Source organism: Alteromonas sp. AWM4_230 (assembly GCF_056158305.1).
Genome location: NZ_JBSWTB010000001.1, coordinates 1,829,329 through 1,845,888, shown reverse-complemented (window position 1 = coordinate 1,845,888; position 16,560 = coordinate 1,829,329). Strand labels below are relative to the sequence as shown.

Genomic DNA, 16,560 nt, shown 5'->3' with positions numbered 1-16,560 from the left:
TAAAAAGGGCATTACCATATCTAAGGTTGCTACCGGTTAATAAGGCGCACTAAATTCATACGCCTTATTAACCTTCTTGATAAGGTTTTATTTAAACAGTTTCTCCAACACGAAGCTCGAAAGGCAAGGTGTTTTTGGTAGAAACTATATTAAGTAGTGCTTTGGTTGCTTCAACACCTTTACTTGCACTAGATTGGCATACGGTAGTAAGACTAGGTCGAGCGCGTTCGGCTTCTTCAATACCATCAAAGCCGGTTATTTTAAGCTCTTCTGGGACTCTAACTCCCATATCTAATGCTAAGTTAAGCAACTCCAGCGCTATGATATCACTCATACACAAGACGACATTGGGTCTTGGAGAGCTGGTCAGTACTTCTTTGGCAGCCTGCCTTGCAAAGTGTCGATCACTCTCTGGAAGGTGCCATATACGCTCATTGCTTACCGTAATGTTTTTCTCTTTTGCAGCTTTTAAATAACCATCTAGACGGCGATGGGCAATCGAGCTGTCTACATCAATCAGCTGACTATCATAGATTCGACATGTAGAGGGAGAGTCGATAAGGCGCAGCCCAAAGATGGCTACATTGTCACCTTCATTTAGGGCATGAGATGCTACGCGATACGCAGCCTCTTCGTTATCAATGTTAATAGACGGCTTATCTTCAATATCAAAATCAACCGTAACAACCGGCTTAGGAGATACCGCTAGCTCTTTTACCAAATTACTATTGCGTGGCTGACCATAGCAGATAAAACCGTCAACAAAATCAACAACATCAAGGAGGCTGTTCGAGTCACCTGCATAGAGTAATAAGTGCTTTCCATTCTCCTGAAGGGCAGAAGAAACCCCTTTGATAAATGTGCTAGCTACGGGGTCACTCACCATGTAAGAGATACTATCGGCAAGGACTAAAGCCACAATATTTGAGGTGCCCTTTCTAAGAATTTGCGCTGCTTTATTAGGACCACTGTAACCAATCTTTTTGCACTGCGCCAAAATCTCTTCGCGCTTCGCTTTTGATAATTGGTCTGGGCGATTAAACGCATTTGAAATAGTTGCTGTTGATACGCCTAACTGTTCAGCAACATCTTTAAGGGTAAGTTTCGTTTTATTCATTGTTATTAGCTCTTTTAACGAGACTTACTACCCTGAATCGTAATTAAAAAAGGGTAGCAAGCGTGCGCTTCGACTACCCTTCGACTATAACATTAACTTAAACGTTTAACGCTGCTTTTTTAATACACACCTGGTGTTTGAGCCTAAGTTTTATTGGAAAGCTTAATTTTAAGAAACTGGCGACTTATCTCGTTCCGAAAATTTTATCTCCAGCATCACCTAGTCCTGGCAGTATGTAGCCTTTTTCATTTAATCTTTCATCAATAGCAGCTGTGAATATATCAACATCAGGGTGGGCATCAACCACGGCTTTAATGCCTTCTGGTGCGGCAACAAGGAACAGCCCCATAATTCGGCGACAACCTTTCTTTTTAAGTAGGTCAATAGTAGCAATTAGGGTTCCGCCTGTGGCAAGCATAGGGTCTACAATCAACGCAGTACGCTCGTCGATATTTTTTACCACCTTATCAAAGTAAGCAACGGGTTGAAGGGTATCTTCATCGCGATAAAGGCCAACAACACTAATCTTCGCATTTGGGATTAACTCCAATACACCTTCTAGCATGCCCAAGCCGGCGCGAAGAATAGGCACTACGGTTATCTTCTTGCCTTTTATTTGTCTTACTTCCACCTCGTCGCCAGACCAGCTTTTTATGGTCGCGCGTTCTGTAGGCAAAGTTCGGGTTGCTTCATAGGTCAGCAAATTTCCCACTTCAGAGGCAAGCTCGCGAAAATCTTTGCTGCTAATTTTGGCATTTCGCATAAGCCCTAGCTTGTGCGCTATAAGCGGATGGGTAATTTCGTGAACGGCCATGTAAGACTCCTTGTAATCGATTTCACTATATTTTAACCCAGCCGTATCTTAGTTAAAGCGATTAGTCGTAAAAATATGTTTATTCATGTTTACTTAGAGCAAGTCTACGTGTTTTACGAAAACAACAAATGCGGGTTATTCAATTTTTCGTGAAAAACACATAGCATATCCAGTCTAAATTACCCTACTTGCAAAGTAGCGCCGTCTGGCATAGTCACTTCAATTTTCATATTTCCACCAACGGCTGCTAAATATGCAGCTGCGCGTTGAAGAGAAACATCTTGAATACGCTTCGATTCTAACTTGCTCACGCCAGAAGCAGTGACTGATAGTGCCATTGCTACGACTTCTTGTTTAACTCTGTGCTGCTTTCTTATGTCACCTAGTGTAATTTCTTTCATTGTCTTTTACCGAGAATTTCGGGCATTAAAAAAGCCCAGATGGTGATACCTTCTGGGCTTTTGCAAAACGTTTTTACCTGCAGTGCCCAGAAGCCAATACTTGCCCCTGAACACCGACGGTCAGGTGCAATCAGTAATTAAAATTATAAAAATAACCAGTTGAAACGTTTCGCATAATAATTCTCTTTTTACAATGTACTTGTACAAACGGCATTTTGCCGAGACTAAGTGAAATAGTTGGGCTAATGATTATTCTGTGAAAACAGTAGCCGCCTCGTGTCACTTATCCTTAACCATACCATGTAGATAAGCAATAGCAATGACTTTCCAAAAAGGAAAGTCTGCAAAGCAAGTTGAAAGCCGCCGTTTTAGGAAACAGACGAGCTTAAGCAAGTAACGTCAGAACCCACCTTTGCTTGTTTAAGCGAAGCGAGAAAGCGCGGTACAAGATCGCTCCCCTCTTCAGGAGACCAACTTGCAAAACCTTTGTCATCCGTCACTTCATACGGCCCTTGCTTAACCTCCATAAATACCACTGGACTTGAACACACAGTCGCATGCCAGGTATTAGGGGGAATTTCAATGCCGAAGGTTTCTCCACCTGCCTTTAATGTTACTCTTTCTTTTACTACGCCGTCGTCGTTGAAAAACAGAATATCCAACTCACCTTCCACAACCATGAAAAACTCCCATTTGTGAGGCTGCACGTGTCGATGGGGCCGTACGTAGGAGTCTGGCATCATGGCAATGAAAAGACGCTGAACCATATCAGTATAAGATTTGTGAACGTTAAAATTAGCTCGTCGGCGAGGACTCTCTGCCGCTTTCTGCTTTAACTCACTAAACAATGCTTTATCAAAATACTTAATATCGTCCAACGTTATTTCCTATTTAATGCTTGGGTATTACATCAAAGCCTATCGCTTCTCCCTCTGATTGCGCAACTATCAAAAGCAATCATTTATTTTTCTTCATTCTGCGGCTTTGTTCTTGACGCTTCTCTTCTCGTTTTTCTTTCCTATCTTTCTTATCTGGGGTCAATGAGCCTGTTTTGAATTTTGCTTTACGCTTGGCTTTGGCTTCAGCTTTCTTCGCTGCTTCAATTGCCATTTCCTCTTTTTCGACTTCCAGCATTTCTGGAGTCTCAAGCGTAATCCGCCCCAGCTTACCCGACTGCAGTTCTTTAAGCAGGATCTCGCAAATTTTATGAAGGTTTACGCGACCACCCGCTTGAATTGCTCCACGCGTTTTAGCAGCAGCTTCCAGAAACTCTATTTCTGTATCTGGCAATTCGTCCAGCTTATAGCGCTCCTTCATGACCTCTGGATAAGCTTTTATCAGGTAATCCGCCGCAAAAAAACCAACATCGTCGTATTCCATAGCGGTGTTTTTAACAGCACCGGAAGAAGCCAGCCGATAAATAGAATGCGGGTTTTCAAGCTTAGGCCACAATACTCCAGGTGTATCAAACAAGATAATACCGCTTCCCAAGTTAATCCGCTGCTGGCTTTTCGTTACAGCCGGCTCGTTGCCTGTTTTAGCAATGATTCGGTCGGCCAAAATATTAATTAGCGTCGATTTTCCCACGTTAGGTATACCGGTGATCATGGCTTTAATCGCTTTAGGCTGACCTTCTTTATACGAGCAGATACTTTTAACCAGCTGCATAATTTGCTTGCTGTTGCCTGGGTTATCGCTAGAGGTCGTAATCGTCTTTACGCCGCGCTCTTTCTCTAAGCTCTCCTGCCAGCGCGCAGTAATTTCTGGATCTGCCAAATCATACTTATTTAGAATTTTAATACAGGGCTTATCGCCGCGTATTTTTGCAATTTCAGGGTTTTCACTGGAATATGGAATACGTGCGTCAAGCACCTCAATAAGAATGTCTACTTGATTAAGCGACTCTTTAATTTCTTTCAGGGCTTTGTGCATATGCCCTGGAAACCATTGTAATGCCATGGTTGTTTCCTATCGTAATCGAGTTGAGGGGGGGCTTAACGGGTTAATTCATAGGCGCAAATATTTACAGCGCTGGCTAAGTTTAACGAGTCAATTTTACCGCTTCCCGCAATGGTATACGCCGTTGCGTTTAGCCGTGATAGTGCGTCAACAGGCACGCCACGGGCTTCGTTGCCAAACAGATAACACTGGTAATCACCAAAGGAGTTAGAGGTGATATTACTACCATTCATATCCAGGAAGGCGAAACGTTCGAAGCGCTCGCCTAGGCTTTCAAGCGCTACATTTAATTCCATGTTCACATGGAAAATAGCCCCCATACTTGAGCGTACAACTTTTGAGTTGTAAGGGTCCACACTGTTCGGGCTTAGTAATAGCGTAAAATCACCAAACCACGCTAGCGTTCTTAGTATGGTGCCTAAGTTGCCGGGGTCTTGAACTTCATACAAATAGATGTACTTTTCGGTACTGGATTTGTTTGGGGAAATGTTGGTTTGTGACCGCTCTGAACTTAACGAAGTGTTAGGAAGTGGAACGCGAGCAATAATACCTTGAGGTGACTTAGTATCGCTGAGTTGCTGCATTTGTTGCGACGATACGGTTTCAACATGCATCTCAGCATCCGATGATAATACATGTTCTTTGACCCACTGCTCGTAATCTGCCGTGATATAAAGCGTGGTCTTGTCTATACTTTTAGCGTTTACACTTTCATTTTTCGTACTGTTAAACGCTTTTTGCGTAACTTTTAGCAGCTCTAAAACTAAGTGCTCACCTTCCACCAAATAGAAACCAAATTGGGTTCTGTACTTCTTTTGATGAAGCTTCTTTACGTCACTTAATTTCATTATCACTGCCCTTTTCGTTACTTTCGGCGCAAGTGTAAGGTAAGTTCAGGAAAAGGCAAGGTGACAATTTACCCTGCCTATAACATGGTTTAATTATTCTTCAGCAACAACATAAATTTCACCGTCGTAAATACCTTGTACGGTAAGCTTCTGGCTTGCCAGTGCCTGAAGGTAATCAATATGCGCTTGCTCCACTTTCTGTCCAGGAACAATAAGCGGAATACCAGGCGGATACGGTGTTATTAAACCAGCTGCAGTGCGTCCAACACTGTTTTGCCATGGAATGGCTTCCCTAGGGCTGAAAAACGCTTTTGACGGAAGGTCGTCTAATTGGATTGGTGGAATGTCTGCCGGTAACGGGCTTTTGCTCTTACGCTTGCTTAGGTTAACGGCGCCATCATCAAGACGTTTTAATGCGTTGTACAGCCTTACAATTTTAGAGCGCATTCCGCCTAGCGTAAGCAATACTAGAATAGTGCTATGAGTGAACTTCTCTATTTCTAAACCAACCTCGTCCATCAAGAAACGATGTATTTCTTGGTTTGAATAATCAAGCGCCGATACGTCAATTAAGATTTTAAGCGGGTCGTGCCCAATATTGTCACTTTCAAAGTGAGAAAACATATTCGCAAAGTCACTAGGCGAGAGTATTTTAAGTCGCTTAAACTTGGCCATTTGCGATTTGAGTTCGGCAACATTGCTTAGCAGCTCATTAAGGATTTTGTAACCTTCCATCTCTAGCTGTTGTCGACATACATCAAGTGAAGCAATGAGTTGATACTTAGGCGAAGTGCTGGTGTGAATTGCAAACACTTCTTTAAAGAAGTCTTTATCGAAATCTGGATCGTTTACATGAATAAAGGATGCTTGCGAGAACGCCGACACCACTTTGTGCGCAGAGTGAGTAATATAGTCTGCCCCAGCGGCGATAGCCGAGTAGTCACGCAATGCAGGGTGGAACAAGGAATACGCAAACCATGCTTCGTCAATGAACACTTTAATGCCATGCTCATGGGCTAAATTTACGACTTGCTTAAGGTCAGTCAATAACCCGTCGTAGGTACAGCCCGTCAGTACGATAAGTTTAGCGTCAGTATTTTCTTCAATAAGCTGCTTAATTTGCGCCATTCTGGGCGGTGAAAAAATACCGTATTCAGGGTCAAACACACTGTCTAGATACACTGGCATGGCTCGCGCCTGAATAATGCCGTAGTGTACTGACTTGTGGCAGTTTCTGTCGGCAATAACTTTGTCGCCCTCACGCAACAGCGTCTGCAAAATAATTTTGTTTGATGTAGAAGAGCCGTTCGTAACGAAATAGGAATGGCGAACCTCAAATGTATTCGCAACAGCGGCTTGCGCTTTACCAATAGCGTGGGTGCCATCTGATAATGAGCCCAGTGAGTCAACGCTAACAGACAAATCGCTGACGAACACGTTACGCCCAAAGAAGCGATAGAAATCACTAATATAGGGTGAGTTTCTAAAGCTTGCGCCACCGCTGTGACCTGGCGTATGCCACGAGTCATTGGACTCTACCACATAGTCTTTGTATTCAGTCCAAAACGGCGTTTCGTTTCTGTCATCAAAGTCATTGATGATATAGCCAAGAATAGATTCTGGGTCTGAAATAATATCGTTACGATAGAAAAACGATTCAATGCCATTGGCTTGGTTTACAATATCCAATCCTTTTACTGCATCGCCTAAGACATACACGGGAAGCTCAGGCCGAATACGTTTAATGGCGTCGATCACTCTGGCGTTATTATCAATTACCGCGTTGCTTGCAGACGACTTTTCGCTTGTAGTTTTCTCGTTCGCGTTTTGTGAACTGACGCTTTCGGCTGCGGGGCTCGTATTTTCATTAGGTACGCCATTTAAAGGCGCTACGTCTGTCAACTCTTTAACCTTCGCTACCACATCCCAGCTAAATACCACAGCCTGAATGTCACCGTCTTCACGAACAAATTGTAGTGCCTTTGCAACGGAGTTCGCTTCAAGCAGGCTTATTTCGACGTCACTTCGGTCAAAGTAAGCAATCGTGTTGCCTATACTCGACGTAATTTGTTCCAACAGATCAACAGCATCTTCTATAACAAGAATCTTTAAATGAGGGCGCATTAACCAACCATAAAATTAATAATGAGCATTTAGCACTAAGCTAAAACTCATAAAACTAAGAATCTATAAACTAAACACAGTAAAACTAAAAATAGTGTAACTCTGAATTTCACTGGTGTCGTGTAAACTCTTGCTATGTCGTAATAATAGTGCCTAAACGAATTGGACCGGGGCTAAACCACTCATGCACACACCTTCCCTTCAAAACCAATTCCCACACGCTTATCTTTCAAAATCAACAAAGCACAAAAGTAACCTACGGGAATTTCTACATTACGCGAAAAACGTACTCCCATCCATTGCATCAACAAAGAAAAACGCTTGGCCAATTTGTCATGACCACTGCTTTATGAGAGTAATTTTGGATAACGTTGTCGGTTGTGCATGGTATGAGGCCATTCCAACGCCGGCCTATAACAACCTGACCGACGAACAAGCCTGCGCCGCGCTATGCCTCGCCAAACAAATAGCCACTGAAAGTGTTTCGCTTCACGCACTCAACCAACGCTCGAAACAATGGCGCAATAAACAGCTAAAGTTAGAGTTTTAGTATGACAAAACGAACATCCCCCAACGATGCAGTATTGATTCAAGACGGCCAAGACCTAGAGCGAATTGTTAAGGATAAACGTGCGCAGTGGAGGGCTAATAACGCGAAAGCGCGACGCAGGCAACGTCGATATAAAAAGAAGCTTATTGCAGAACTTCCGCGAATTATTACCGATATTCATAGCACATATCCCGAAGATGAAGCCTAAAGCACTATCATAAAAGAAATCAATTACCTACAATCACTGCTAGAAAGTTGCGCTTAACAGAGTGTGACGTACATTATTTATACACAGCATCCCTACCCAGAAAGTGACAGGACATACCATGGCGTTTAATTTAGCTATTAATAACGATATTGCAGTAATCACCTTTGACGACGGAAAAGTTAACGCCGTAGGCTTTGATCTTATTCAGCAGTTCAACGATGCCTTAGATGAAGCGGAGCAAAACGCAAAAGCGGTTGTATTACACGGTGGTGAAGGCAAGTTTTGCGGCGGGTTTGATTTATCGGTAATGAAAGCCGATGACCAAGCAAAACAACACGAGTTGGTATCAAAAGGCGCTGAATTAATCGTACGCCTATATAGCTTCCCACTACCTGTAGTCGTTGCTGCAGAAGGTCACAGCATTGCAATGGGCGCAATTATACTTATGGCTGCAGATTTACGTATCGGTAAAGATGCAGATACTAAGTATGGTCTTAATGAAACCGCCATTGGTATGGTGCTGCCGCCATTCGGTATGGAACTAGCCAAAGCCAGACTCGCGAATACGTCTCAAACTGAAGCCTTACTTTTCTCGCGCATCTATCAAGGCAGTGAAGCGGTAAAAGCGGGCTTTTTAGATGCTGCAGTACCTCAGGAGCAAGTACTAGCAACGGCCATGGGTTATGCTGAAAAGCTGAAGATGTTGCCTAGACAGTCTTTTGCTGAATCTAAAATACAATTGCGTAAAGAAACGATAGAGAAGATGAAAGCTTAGCGCTTATGTTATAACAGCGCGTTGAGACTGGTTGTTTCAACGCGCTGTCTAAAGCAGTTACTTTACGGGTCCAGAGCGGCGTTCAATCTCTTCTTTAAGTGCACTTCTAAGGCCCAATTCAAAACTCAATTCAGCAAGCACAAAGAGTGGTCCTATCGCCAGCCCCATAATATCGTCCACGAACGCTGGCTTTTTTCCCTCGAAATGATGACCAATAAATTGCAGTACCCACCCACCGATAAAAATGCCTAACGAGATAGCAAGCCACATACTTACACTAAGCTGTGCAATGGGTTGAGCGAAATAGACCATAGCCCCTGTAATAAATGTCATAAAAACGCCCAGCTTTATGTCTAATTTGATATAAAATGCATTGCCAATCATCCATACGAACAAAGCCGGGCTGATGACCATAGCTCCCCAAATGGGGGCATTTACAAGAAACGCTGGCTTACTCAACAAGCAGAATACCGAGAATACAATTAGCGGGATACCAATGTAATGGGTGTATATGTTTCTTTGATCTCGGTGGTACTTAGCATACTCACTTAAGTGTTGTTCTAAATTTTTCATACTGCGCCAACGTTTTATTTGTATTGTGGTAGTTAGTTTACTCCTTGCGATCACATACAAACTGTCGGCTTGGCGACAAACATATTAAAACCGACTATGCATTTCCGATTTTTAAGTGAGTAATATTGCTGAACTTAGTTGTGAAAAGCGACTCCTACCGCTATTGATGAATAATAAGTGGAGTTTTCATGAATAAAAGGAAGTACCTTTTAACTTTAGCCATGCCTGCATTTCTCTCCTTAACGGCTTGTAGTTCAGTTTCTTCAATGTATTCGACTGATGAGCAAGAGCAACGTAGTGAAGAAAACAAACTTGCGCTTTCAGGTAGCCATTGGCAGGTCGAAAGCATAAATCAATCAGGTATTATCGACTTTAGCCACGTTACGCTTAATGTAAATGTAAGCGGGGATATTAGCAGAATAAGCGGAAGCACAGGCTGTAATCAGTATACAGGGGCGCTCAACGTTGCGAATGCCAATAAAGTATTCAGTGCTGACAACAATGCTCAACCTTTCTCCGCCGATAAAATTGTACTTACCAGAAAGATGTGTGCCCCAGCGCTTATGAAGCAAGAGCAAAGCTTTGTTGATGCTTTAGCTTCATCGAAAACTTATGCAATATTGGATAACACGTGGCTAGTCCTGTATGACAGTAATGACAATGAAACAGTTCAAGCAATAATCTCATCTCCTTCACAAGGTTCCAATACCGGTAATGCAGGTAAACCCGGGGCAGGAGTTAACAAAAAGCCAAAAGATGTAGCTAAAAAGCAGGATATTGCAAACAGTTCTACGCAAGCCAATAGCAGAACCTATAAGTGTGAGACGCCAAACGCCAGTATCACGGAGTTGTACGTTAGTACGCTTGGCCCAGATACAAAAGCACTCTCGCTCAACAATGCCCATCACATTGTGCAACTATCACGCTCTGCATCAGGTGCAAAATATACCAATAACAAAGGTGTGGTGTATTGGAATAAAGGTGATGTTGCCACTGTTTCTATAAACTCTGGCTACTACCACTGTACAATTAATCATTAGAAATCAGACGGCAGTATTAACCTGTAATACTGCCGTCGCAATTTATTTAAAAAGTTTCAGTAATATTCATGTCATGCTTTGGCGTTTTGGATAACGTCTCGAAACCCGAAGTACTTGTCATAAGCTACACGTGCCTTTGTTCTCACCTTTAATTATTCAGCCGCCCTTAATAAAGAGCGCTTCTTTGTTTAAACCAATTTGTGGTTTACCTATTCTACTTTATCTGCCACTACTCTCTGTCGAATAGTTTCAATTAAACACTTTTTAATACTCCATCCTGTTCGAACTAAAAGCTTTAATACAAAGTTAGCGCTTTATTTATATATTTAATGTTACGCCTTAAATCACTATAAATCAGTCAGTTAAGCTGTAAAAACACGCACTTAACATCCTTATCACTTGCCGTTAAATATGCTTCGACGTTGAAACAATAGTTAGAACACTATACAATTTATTTTTATTGAACAGCCAATTAAAATAAAAACACTACTTAAGCGCATCTAAATTAACTCCTATAAAGCCTGTAGAAACGCGGCTTAGAGAGAGGTCAAGGTAAAGAAAGTTAAAGTGGTGTTTATTAAGCGAAGAGCGATTAGTTCGAACGTTTCGAACGCTTAGCGAGAAAAATAGTTTCAACACTATTCATCGTATTGAAACCAAATATGTGTATTAGCTTGTACGTATTTATTTTTCACGCAAAGAGCGCGCTAATTGGCGAGCGTTGTCAGCACTATTAAAGTAGGAGTTTATGCATGTCATTACCGACTTATCAGAATTTCATTCACGGCAAGCCGATGGCAAACAAAAGCAAAGAGACCTTTGCAGTCACCAACCCCGCAACCGGTGAGGTAATTTACCACGTAGAAGTGGCTGATGAGTTTATTCAACAAGAAGCGATCAAGAGTGCTAAAGAAGGATTTGCGGTATGGTCAGCAATGATGCCTATCGAAAGAACTCGCATTCTTAACAAGGCGGTTGCACTGCTTCGCGAACGTAATGATGAACTCGCTAAATTAGAAGTACTCGACACCGGTAAGCCTATTCAAGAAGCCGACTGTGTTGATATTGAAACTGGCGCTGATGTTATTGAGTACTATGCGGGCCTTGCACCTACTCAATTGGGTACTCAACAGCCTGTGGGCGCCGACTTCTTCTACACGCGTAAAGAAGCGCTAGGTATCTGTGCCGGTATTGGCGCATGGAACTACCCTATCCAAATCGCTTGCTGGAAGTCAGGCCCAGCGCTAGCTGCTGGTAATGCATTTATATTTAAGCCATCAGAAGAAACGCCGATGGGTGCGCTTAAACTGGCTGAAATTTTCACTGAAGCTGGTGTACCTGCTGGCGTATTTAATGTGGTTCAAGGCGCAGCGCAAGTAGGCCAATGGCTTACTAACAGCCCAGACATTGAGAAAGTATCGTTTACCGGTGAAGTAGGCACAGGTAAAAAAGTGATGCAAAGCGCCGCTGCTTCGAACTTAAAAGACGTGACTATGGAGCTTGGCGGTAAGTCTCCGCTTGTAGTATTTGAAGATGCCGATATTACTCAGGCTATTAGCGCCGCCATGCTAGGCAATTTTTATACTCAAGGGGAAATCTGTACTAACTGTACTCGTGTTTACGTCCAGCGCTCTGTATATCAAGCCTTTATTGATGAGCTTAAAACCCGTACCGAAAACAATATCATTATGGGCGACCCGCTAGACCCTAATGTAAACCTAGGCGCACTTATTTCTAAAAAGCACCAAGAGCTAGTTCTTAGCTATATTGCGAAAGGGAAAGAAGAAGGCGCAACGCTGTTAACCGGTGGTAACGCTGCCTCTCCAACTTCTGCGCCTAACGGCTATTTTGTTGAACCAACAATTTTCACAGATTGCACCGACGATATGACTATCGTTAAGGAAGAGATCTTCGGGCCAGTAATGAGCGTGTTGGTATTCGATGATGAAGACGAAGTGATCGCACGGGCGAATGATACCGAGCTAGGTTTGGCAGCGGGCGTATTTAGTAAAGATATCAAGCGCGCGCACCGCGTTATCCACCAGTTACAAGCTGGTATTTGCTGGATAAATGCATATGGAAACTCTCCTGCTGAAATGCCTGTAGGCGGCTACAAGCAATCTGGCATTGGACGGGAAAACGGTGTTGAAACGCTTAATAGCTACACGCAAACCAAGTCGGTTTATGTAGGTATGAGCCAAATTGAAAGCCCGTTTTAAGCCGCAGTAGGAGTACATATGCAGACATTTGATTACATTATTGTTGGAGCTGGTTCTGCTGGCTGTGTGCTAGCGAACCGCTTATCAGAAAACCCAAAGCACAAGGTGTTGCTACTGGAAACCGGTGGCTCAGATAAAAGCATTTTCATTAAGATGCCAACGGCGCTGTCTATTCCTATGAATACCGACAAGTATGCGTGGCAATTCAACACTGAAAAAGAGCCCTATTTAAACAACCGTGAAATGCACTGCCCCCGCGGTAAAGTGCTGGGCGGCTCGTCATCCATTAACGGTATGGTGTATGTGCGCGGCCACGCTAAAGACTTTGATGAATGGGAAGCTCACGGCGCAGAGGGCTGGAATTATCAGGCTTGCCTTCCCTATTTCCAAAAAGCAGAAACTTGGTACAAGGGTAATGACGCTTATCGTGGTGGCAATGGTGAACTTGGCGTTAACAACGGCAACGAAATGAAGAACCCGCTTTATACCGCCTTTATTAAAGCCGGTGAACAGGCGGGTTACGACATCACTAGCGATTATAATGGCAAGCAACAAGAAGGCTTCGGACCTATGCACATGACCGTGAAAGACGGTGTGCGCAGTTCGGCAAGCCGTGAATATCTTGACCCGGTAAAATCGCGTAAGAATTTAACCATAGTGACTGGCGCGCTGGTGACTAAAGTTGTTCTTGATAACAAAGTCGCAAAAGGCGTTGAGTATGTTGTTAACGGCAAAACCGAAACGGCAAATACGTCTAACGAAGTTATTTTAAGTGCCGGCTCTATTGGCTCGCCGCAAATTCTGCAACTTTCAGGTATTGGCGATAAAGAGATTCTTGAAAAAGCAGGTATCGATGTTAACCACCACCTGCCGGGTGTGGGCCAAAACCTGCAAGATCACTTGGAGTTCTATTTCCAGTACAAGTGTAAACAGCCAATAACGTTAAATCGCAAACTGGGCTTAATTTCAAAAGGCTTGATAGGCGCCCGCTGGTTACTTAACCGTTCTGGTTTAGGCGCAACGAATCACTTTGAATCTTGTGCGTTTATTCGCTCGAAAGCTGATGTGGAATGGCCTGATATTCAGTATCACTTCTTACCAGCTGCTATCCGTTACGATGGTAAATCAGCATTCGACGGCGACGGCTTTCAGGTACACGTAGGTCACAATAAACCAAAAAGTAGAGGTAGCGTTACCATTCAGTCGGCTGACCCAACAGTACCGCCAAAAATCTTGTTTAACTACTTACAGCATCAAGATGATATTGAAGGATTTCGAGCTTGCGTAAGACTAACAAGAGAAATCATCGCACAGTCAGCATTCGACGACTTCAGAGATGGCGAAATCCAGCCTGGCGAGCACATTCAAACGGATGAAGAAATCGATGCTTTTGTGCGTGAAGCCGTTGAGAGCGCTTACCACCCTTCGTGTTCATGCAAAATGGGTGAAGACGACATGGCAGTAGTAGATTCTCAAACCAAGGTACATGGTATTGAAGGCCTGCGAGTGGTGGACTCATCTATCTTCCCTACCATTCCAAATGGAAACCTAAATGCACCGACCATAATGGTAGCGGAAAAAGCGGCGGACAAAATTTTGGGTAAACCCGCTCTACCACCACAAAATGTGGCGGTAGACATACACCCTAATTGGCAAACCGAGCAACGCTAAACGTTAAAACGTTTTTGCACCAGTGCGCTTGTTCTTGCAACGAGCGCACCTTCCACAGTGCCTATATGCCGCCAATCAAGGTGACGATGCATGTAGCTGGGTGGTCTGTTTAATAACGAAAAAAAGGAAAAAACATGTTTCAATTTTATCAATACTGGGAGGGTGATAATGACAGTATGGCTTAGTGCAGGCATTATTTTCACTCTACTTTCAGTGGCCTATATTCTATTTAAATGGGGCAACATGAAAGTGGTAGGTGTAACGCCAGTTAGAACCTTTACCTTTATTGCCATTCTTTTTACCTCGGGTTTGGATGTGGGCCTCATTATGTTCCCACTCACTGAATTTGCTGGTTATGCTGACATAAGCGCAAGTCCTGAATACGCATTCACCAATCCTCTCGCCATTGAGTTTGGGTTTTGGGGTTTCTTAATTTGGGGATTCTACTTTCTTACTTGTTTTTATTTCTGCGTAATAGAACCCAAGGTTAAATTCTTCGAGCTTCCTATCGTTAAGTTCGTAAACAACGTGGTAATCATAGGGACCTGTGCTTTCACAGCTTTCTTACTGCTGTCTAACCTTCCATGGTATTTACCGTCAGTAGGTGATGGTGAATCGGTCGTGCCTGCGTTCTACCTGATCGTGTTTGCAGCCATTGCCTTTGCTGTGTACTCAAGTACTAGCATTAAGTACGTGCGTATTTTAAGCCTTACTACAACTTGGGTATTTATCGCTCTCATTGTTGGCATGTGGGCTGCGGCATTTGTGTTTGGTGAAAGCGAGATAACGGCTTATTTCAAGAATCTAGGCCTAATTGGCGGATATTTTGCGAATATTGATAACTTCGTATTACCCATCAATGATTACCATGAGTTTTATCTATTCTGGTGGTTCAGCTGGAGCATCATGATAGGTCAGTTTACCTCTCGCTTTGTAGGCGGTCTCAAAACCTATCAAGTTATGCTGGCTATGATGGTTATCCCATCTATCCCTATCGCCGCATGGTTTTCGGTACTGTACCACTACCACAGCGCAGGTATTCCTACAGAAGGAATAACCAATATGGCGATGGTATTTGTAGGTGTCGTTTTTGTAATCAACTCACTTGATTCACTCATAAGACTTTATACCGACAACCTTAATATGACCGTGGAGCGTATTGGTAAAGGTAATTATATTGCCCTTAACATAGTCGCACTATCGCTGCTTACGCTGTTATTCAAACTAGACTTCTTGCAAATTCAGTGGGTGGGTGCGTTAGTTATTGCCATCTTCTTCAGCTGCTTTGCGTTCATTCTAAGTCAGAAGTTTAAATCGGTGACGGCCATCAAAACCTCGCCGAAAGAAAACAAGATCGACTTTACCAAGATAGAAAACCTTAACTAATTAGAACAATCACTGCTTACCTCGTTAGCGTTGGCTCAGTTTTGAGCTAACGGAGGTAAGTATTGCCCGAAATCTGCCTAGAAGCGCATTTGATAGAAAACGGGCCAAATAAAACAACGATAAAAACAGGTGTTTAACAATGAAAAATATGAAATCTTTTTTTGCATCAACTCAGATATTCACAGTGGCTCTCGTAACAGCATTGTATTCTTCAGTCACGTTCGCTGATTGGAGCGCCAATATCTCTGCAGTATCAGATTATACCTTTAACGGTTTAAGCCAAACACAAAACGACCCGGCTCTTCAGGGAGGTGTTGATAAAGCTTTTGATAACGGGACTTACGTTGGTACTTGGGCATCTAACGTTGATTTTGGTGGCGACACCAACCTTGAGTGGGACGCCTACATTGGTCGTTATCAAATGCTCACTGAAACTGTCAGTATTGACTATGGCATTGCCTACTACTCCTATCACGGCGGTGACGATTCAAGCGACGGTAACTATCCTGAAATTTATACTAAATTCGGTTATGCGAGCGACTATGGTAATACAGAGCTTAACCTGTGGTACACGTGGGACTACTTTGGCACGGGCTCAAGACACACTGTAGCTATGATTGCTCACACCTTTGAACTTGCACCTAACCACAACCTTCGCGCTAGCTTTGACGTGTCTAACTCTTTAGACAGCGATACTTGGGTATGGCGTGACGAAAACACGTCTTTCTATCACTACCGTTTGGCCTACCAGACAAGCTACAAAGGATTAGACTTTGAAATTGCTGCTGAAAACACAAACCTTGATATAGACACCGCCGATGAACGTATTGTGTTTGGTGTATCGAAAACCTTCAGCTTTTAATCCAATAGGCTCG

Annotated in this window: 16 protein-coding genes; 8 read left to right on the top strand and 8 right to left on the bottom strand. The window is 43.1% G+C overall.

The window, feature by feature from the left end:
- Positions 1 to 91: 91 nt before the first annotated feature.
- The 7 genes from ACXACS_RS07810 to ACXACS_RS07780 form a co-directional block, all read right to left on the bottom strand.
- Positions 92 to 1,117 carry a LacI family DNA-binding transcriptional regulator gene (locus ACXACS_RS07810; RefSeq protein WP_474805575.1) on the bottom strand — a complete coding sequence of 342 codons (1,026 nt, stop codon included), beginning with the start codon at positions 1,115 to 1,117 and terminating at the stop codon, positions 92 to 94.
- Between the two features lie 184 nt (positions 1,118 to 1,301).
- Complete coding sequence (gene upp / locus ACXACS_RS07805) at positions 1,302 to 1,931, bottom strand: uracil phosphoribosyltransferase (protein ID WP_474805573.1); 630 nt, start codon at positions 1,929 to 1,931, stop codon at positions 1,302 to 1,304.
- Between the two features lie 179 nt (positions 1,932 to 2,110).
- The gene (locus ACXACS_RS07800) at positions 2,111 to 2,332 is read right to left on the bottom strand and encodes a helix-turn-helix domain-containing protein (protein WP_014950268.1); all 222 of its coding nucleotides are present in this window, start codon (positions 2,330 to 2,332) and stop codon (positions 2,111 to 2,113) included.
- A gap of 368 nt (positions 2,333 to 2,700) precedes the next feature.
- Positions 2,701 to 3,210, bottom strand: a complete 510-nt coding sequence (locus tag ACXACS_RS07795; RefSeq protein ID WP_474805570.1) for a WbuC family cupin fold metalloprotein — start codon at positions 3,208 to 3,210, stop codon at positions 2,701 to 2,703.
- Positions 3,211 to 3,289: 79 nt separating this feature from the next.
- Entirely contained in the window at positions 3,290 to 4,291 is a 1,002-nt protein-coding gene (gene ylqF, locus ACXACS_RS07790) for a ribosome biogenesis GTPase YlqF (RefSeq protein WP_474805568.1), read from the bottom strand.
- Between the two features lie 35 nt (positions 4,292 to 4,326).
- Positions 4,327 to 5,139: a TrmH family RNA methyltransferase gene (locus tag ACXACS_RS07785; protein WP_474805566.1), complete on the bottom strand. Its 813-nt coding sequence runs from the start codon at positions 5,137 to 5,139 to the stop codon at positions 4,327 to 4,329.
- A gap of 93 nt (positions 5,140 to 5,232) precedes the next feature.
- Complete coding sequence (locus tag ACXACS_RS07780; protein WP_474805564.1) at positions 5,233 to 7,263, bottom strand: aminotransferase class I/II-fold pyridoxal phosphate-dependent enzyme; 2,031 nt, start codon at positions 7,261 to 7,263, stop codon at positions 5,233 to 5,235.
- Between the two features lie 361 nt (positions 7,264 to 7,624).
- Here ACXACS_RS07780 and ACXACS_RS07775 point away from each other — a divergent pair, with 361 nt between their 5' ends.
- From ACXACS_RS07775 to ACXACS_RS07765, 3 genes are all read left to right on the top strand, one after another.
- Positions 7,625 to 7,813 carry a hypothetical protein gene (locus ACXACS_RS07775; protein WP_474805562.1) on the top strand — a complete coding sequence of 63 codons (189 nt, stop codon included), beginning with the start codon at positions 7,625 to 7,627 and terminating at the stop codon, positions 7,811 to 7,813.
- A 1-nt stretch (position 7,814) separates the two neighbouring features.
- Positions 7,815 to 8,021: a hypothetical protein gene (locus ACXACS_RS07770; RefSeq protein ID WP_474805560.1), complete on the top strand. Its 207-nt coding sequence runs from the start codon at positions 7,815 to 7,817 to the stop codon at positions 8,019 to 8,021.
- Between the two features lie 118 nt (positions 8,022 to 8,139).
- Positions 8,140 to 8,796, top strand: coding sequence for a crotonase/enoyl-CoA hydratase family protein (locus tag ACXACS_RS07765; RefSeq protein WP_474805558.1), 657 nt, complete (start codon positions 8,140 to 8,142; stop codon positions 8,794 to 8,796).
- A gap of 57 nt (positions 8,797 to 8,853) precedes the next feature.
- Here the strand turns inward: ACXACS_RS07765 and ACXACS_RS07760 are convergent, their stop codons facing one another.
- A complete protein-coding gene (locus ACXACS_RS07760; protein ID WP_474805556.1) occupies positions 8,854 to 9,369 on the bottom strand; it encodes an Mpo1 family 2-hydroxy fatty acid dioxygenase in 516 nt (171 codons plus the stop codon).
- A gap of 188 nt (positions 9,370 to 9,557) precedes the next feature.
- Here ACXACS_RS07760 and ACXACS_RS07755 point away from each other — a divergent pair, with 188 nt between their 5' ends.
- The 5 genes from ACXACS_RS07755 (at position 9,558) to ACXACS_RS07735 (ending at position 16,547) form a co-directional block, all read left to right on the top strand.
- Positions 9,558 to 10,409, top strand: coding sequence for an META domain-containing protein (locus ACXACS_RS07755; RefSeq protein ID WP_474805554.1), 852 nt, complete (start codon positions 9,558 to 9,560; stop codon positions 10,407 to 10,409).
- Positions 10,410 to 11,161: 752 nt separating this feature from the next.
- Positions 11,162 to 12,628 (top strand): betaine-aldehyde dehydrogenase, encoded by a 1,467-nt coding sequence (gene betB, locus ACXACS_RS07750; protein WP_474805552.1) that lies wholly within the window; start codon positions 11,162 to 11,164, stop codon positions 12,626 to 12,628.
- Positions 12,629 to 12,646: 18 nt separating this feature from the next.
- The gene (gene betA / locus ACXACS_RS07745) at positions 12,647 to 14,299 is read left to right on the top strand and encodes a choline dehydrogenase (protein WP_474805550.1); all 1,653 of its coding nucleotides are present in this window, start codon (positions 12,647 to 12,649) and stop codon (positions 14,297 to 14,299) included.
- Between the two features lie 168 nt (positions 14,300 to 14,467).
- Complete coding sequence (locus ACXACS_RS07740) at positions 14,468 to 15,685, top strand: BCCT family transporter (protein WP_474805547.1); 1,218 nt, start codon at positions 14,468 to 14,470, stop codon at positions 15,683 to 15,685.
- 139 nt (positions 15,686 to 15,824) lie between these two features.
- Positions 15,825 to 16,547, top strand: coding sequence for a TorF family putative porin (locus ACXACS_RS07735; protein ID WP_474805545.1), 723 nt, complete (start codon positions 15,825 to 15,827; stop codon positions 16,545 to 16,547).
- Positions 16,548 to 16,560 lie beyond the last annotated feature (13 nt).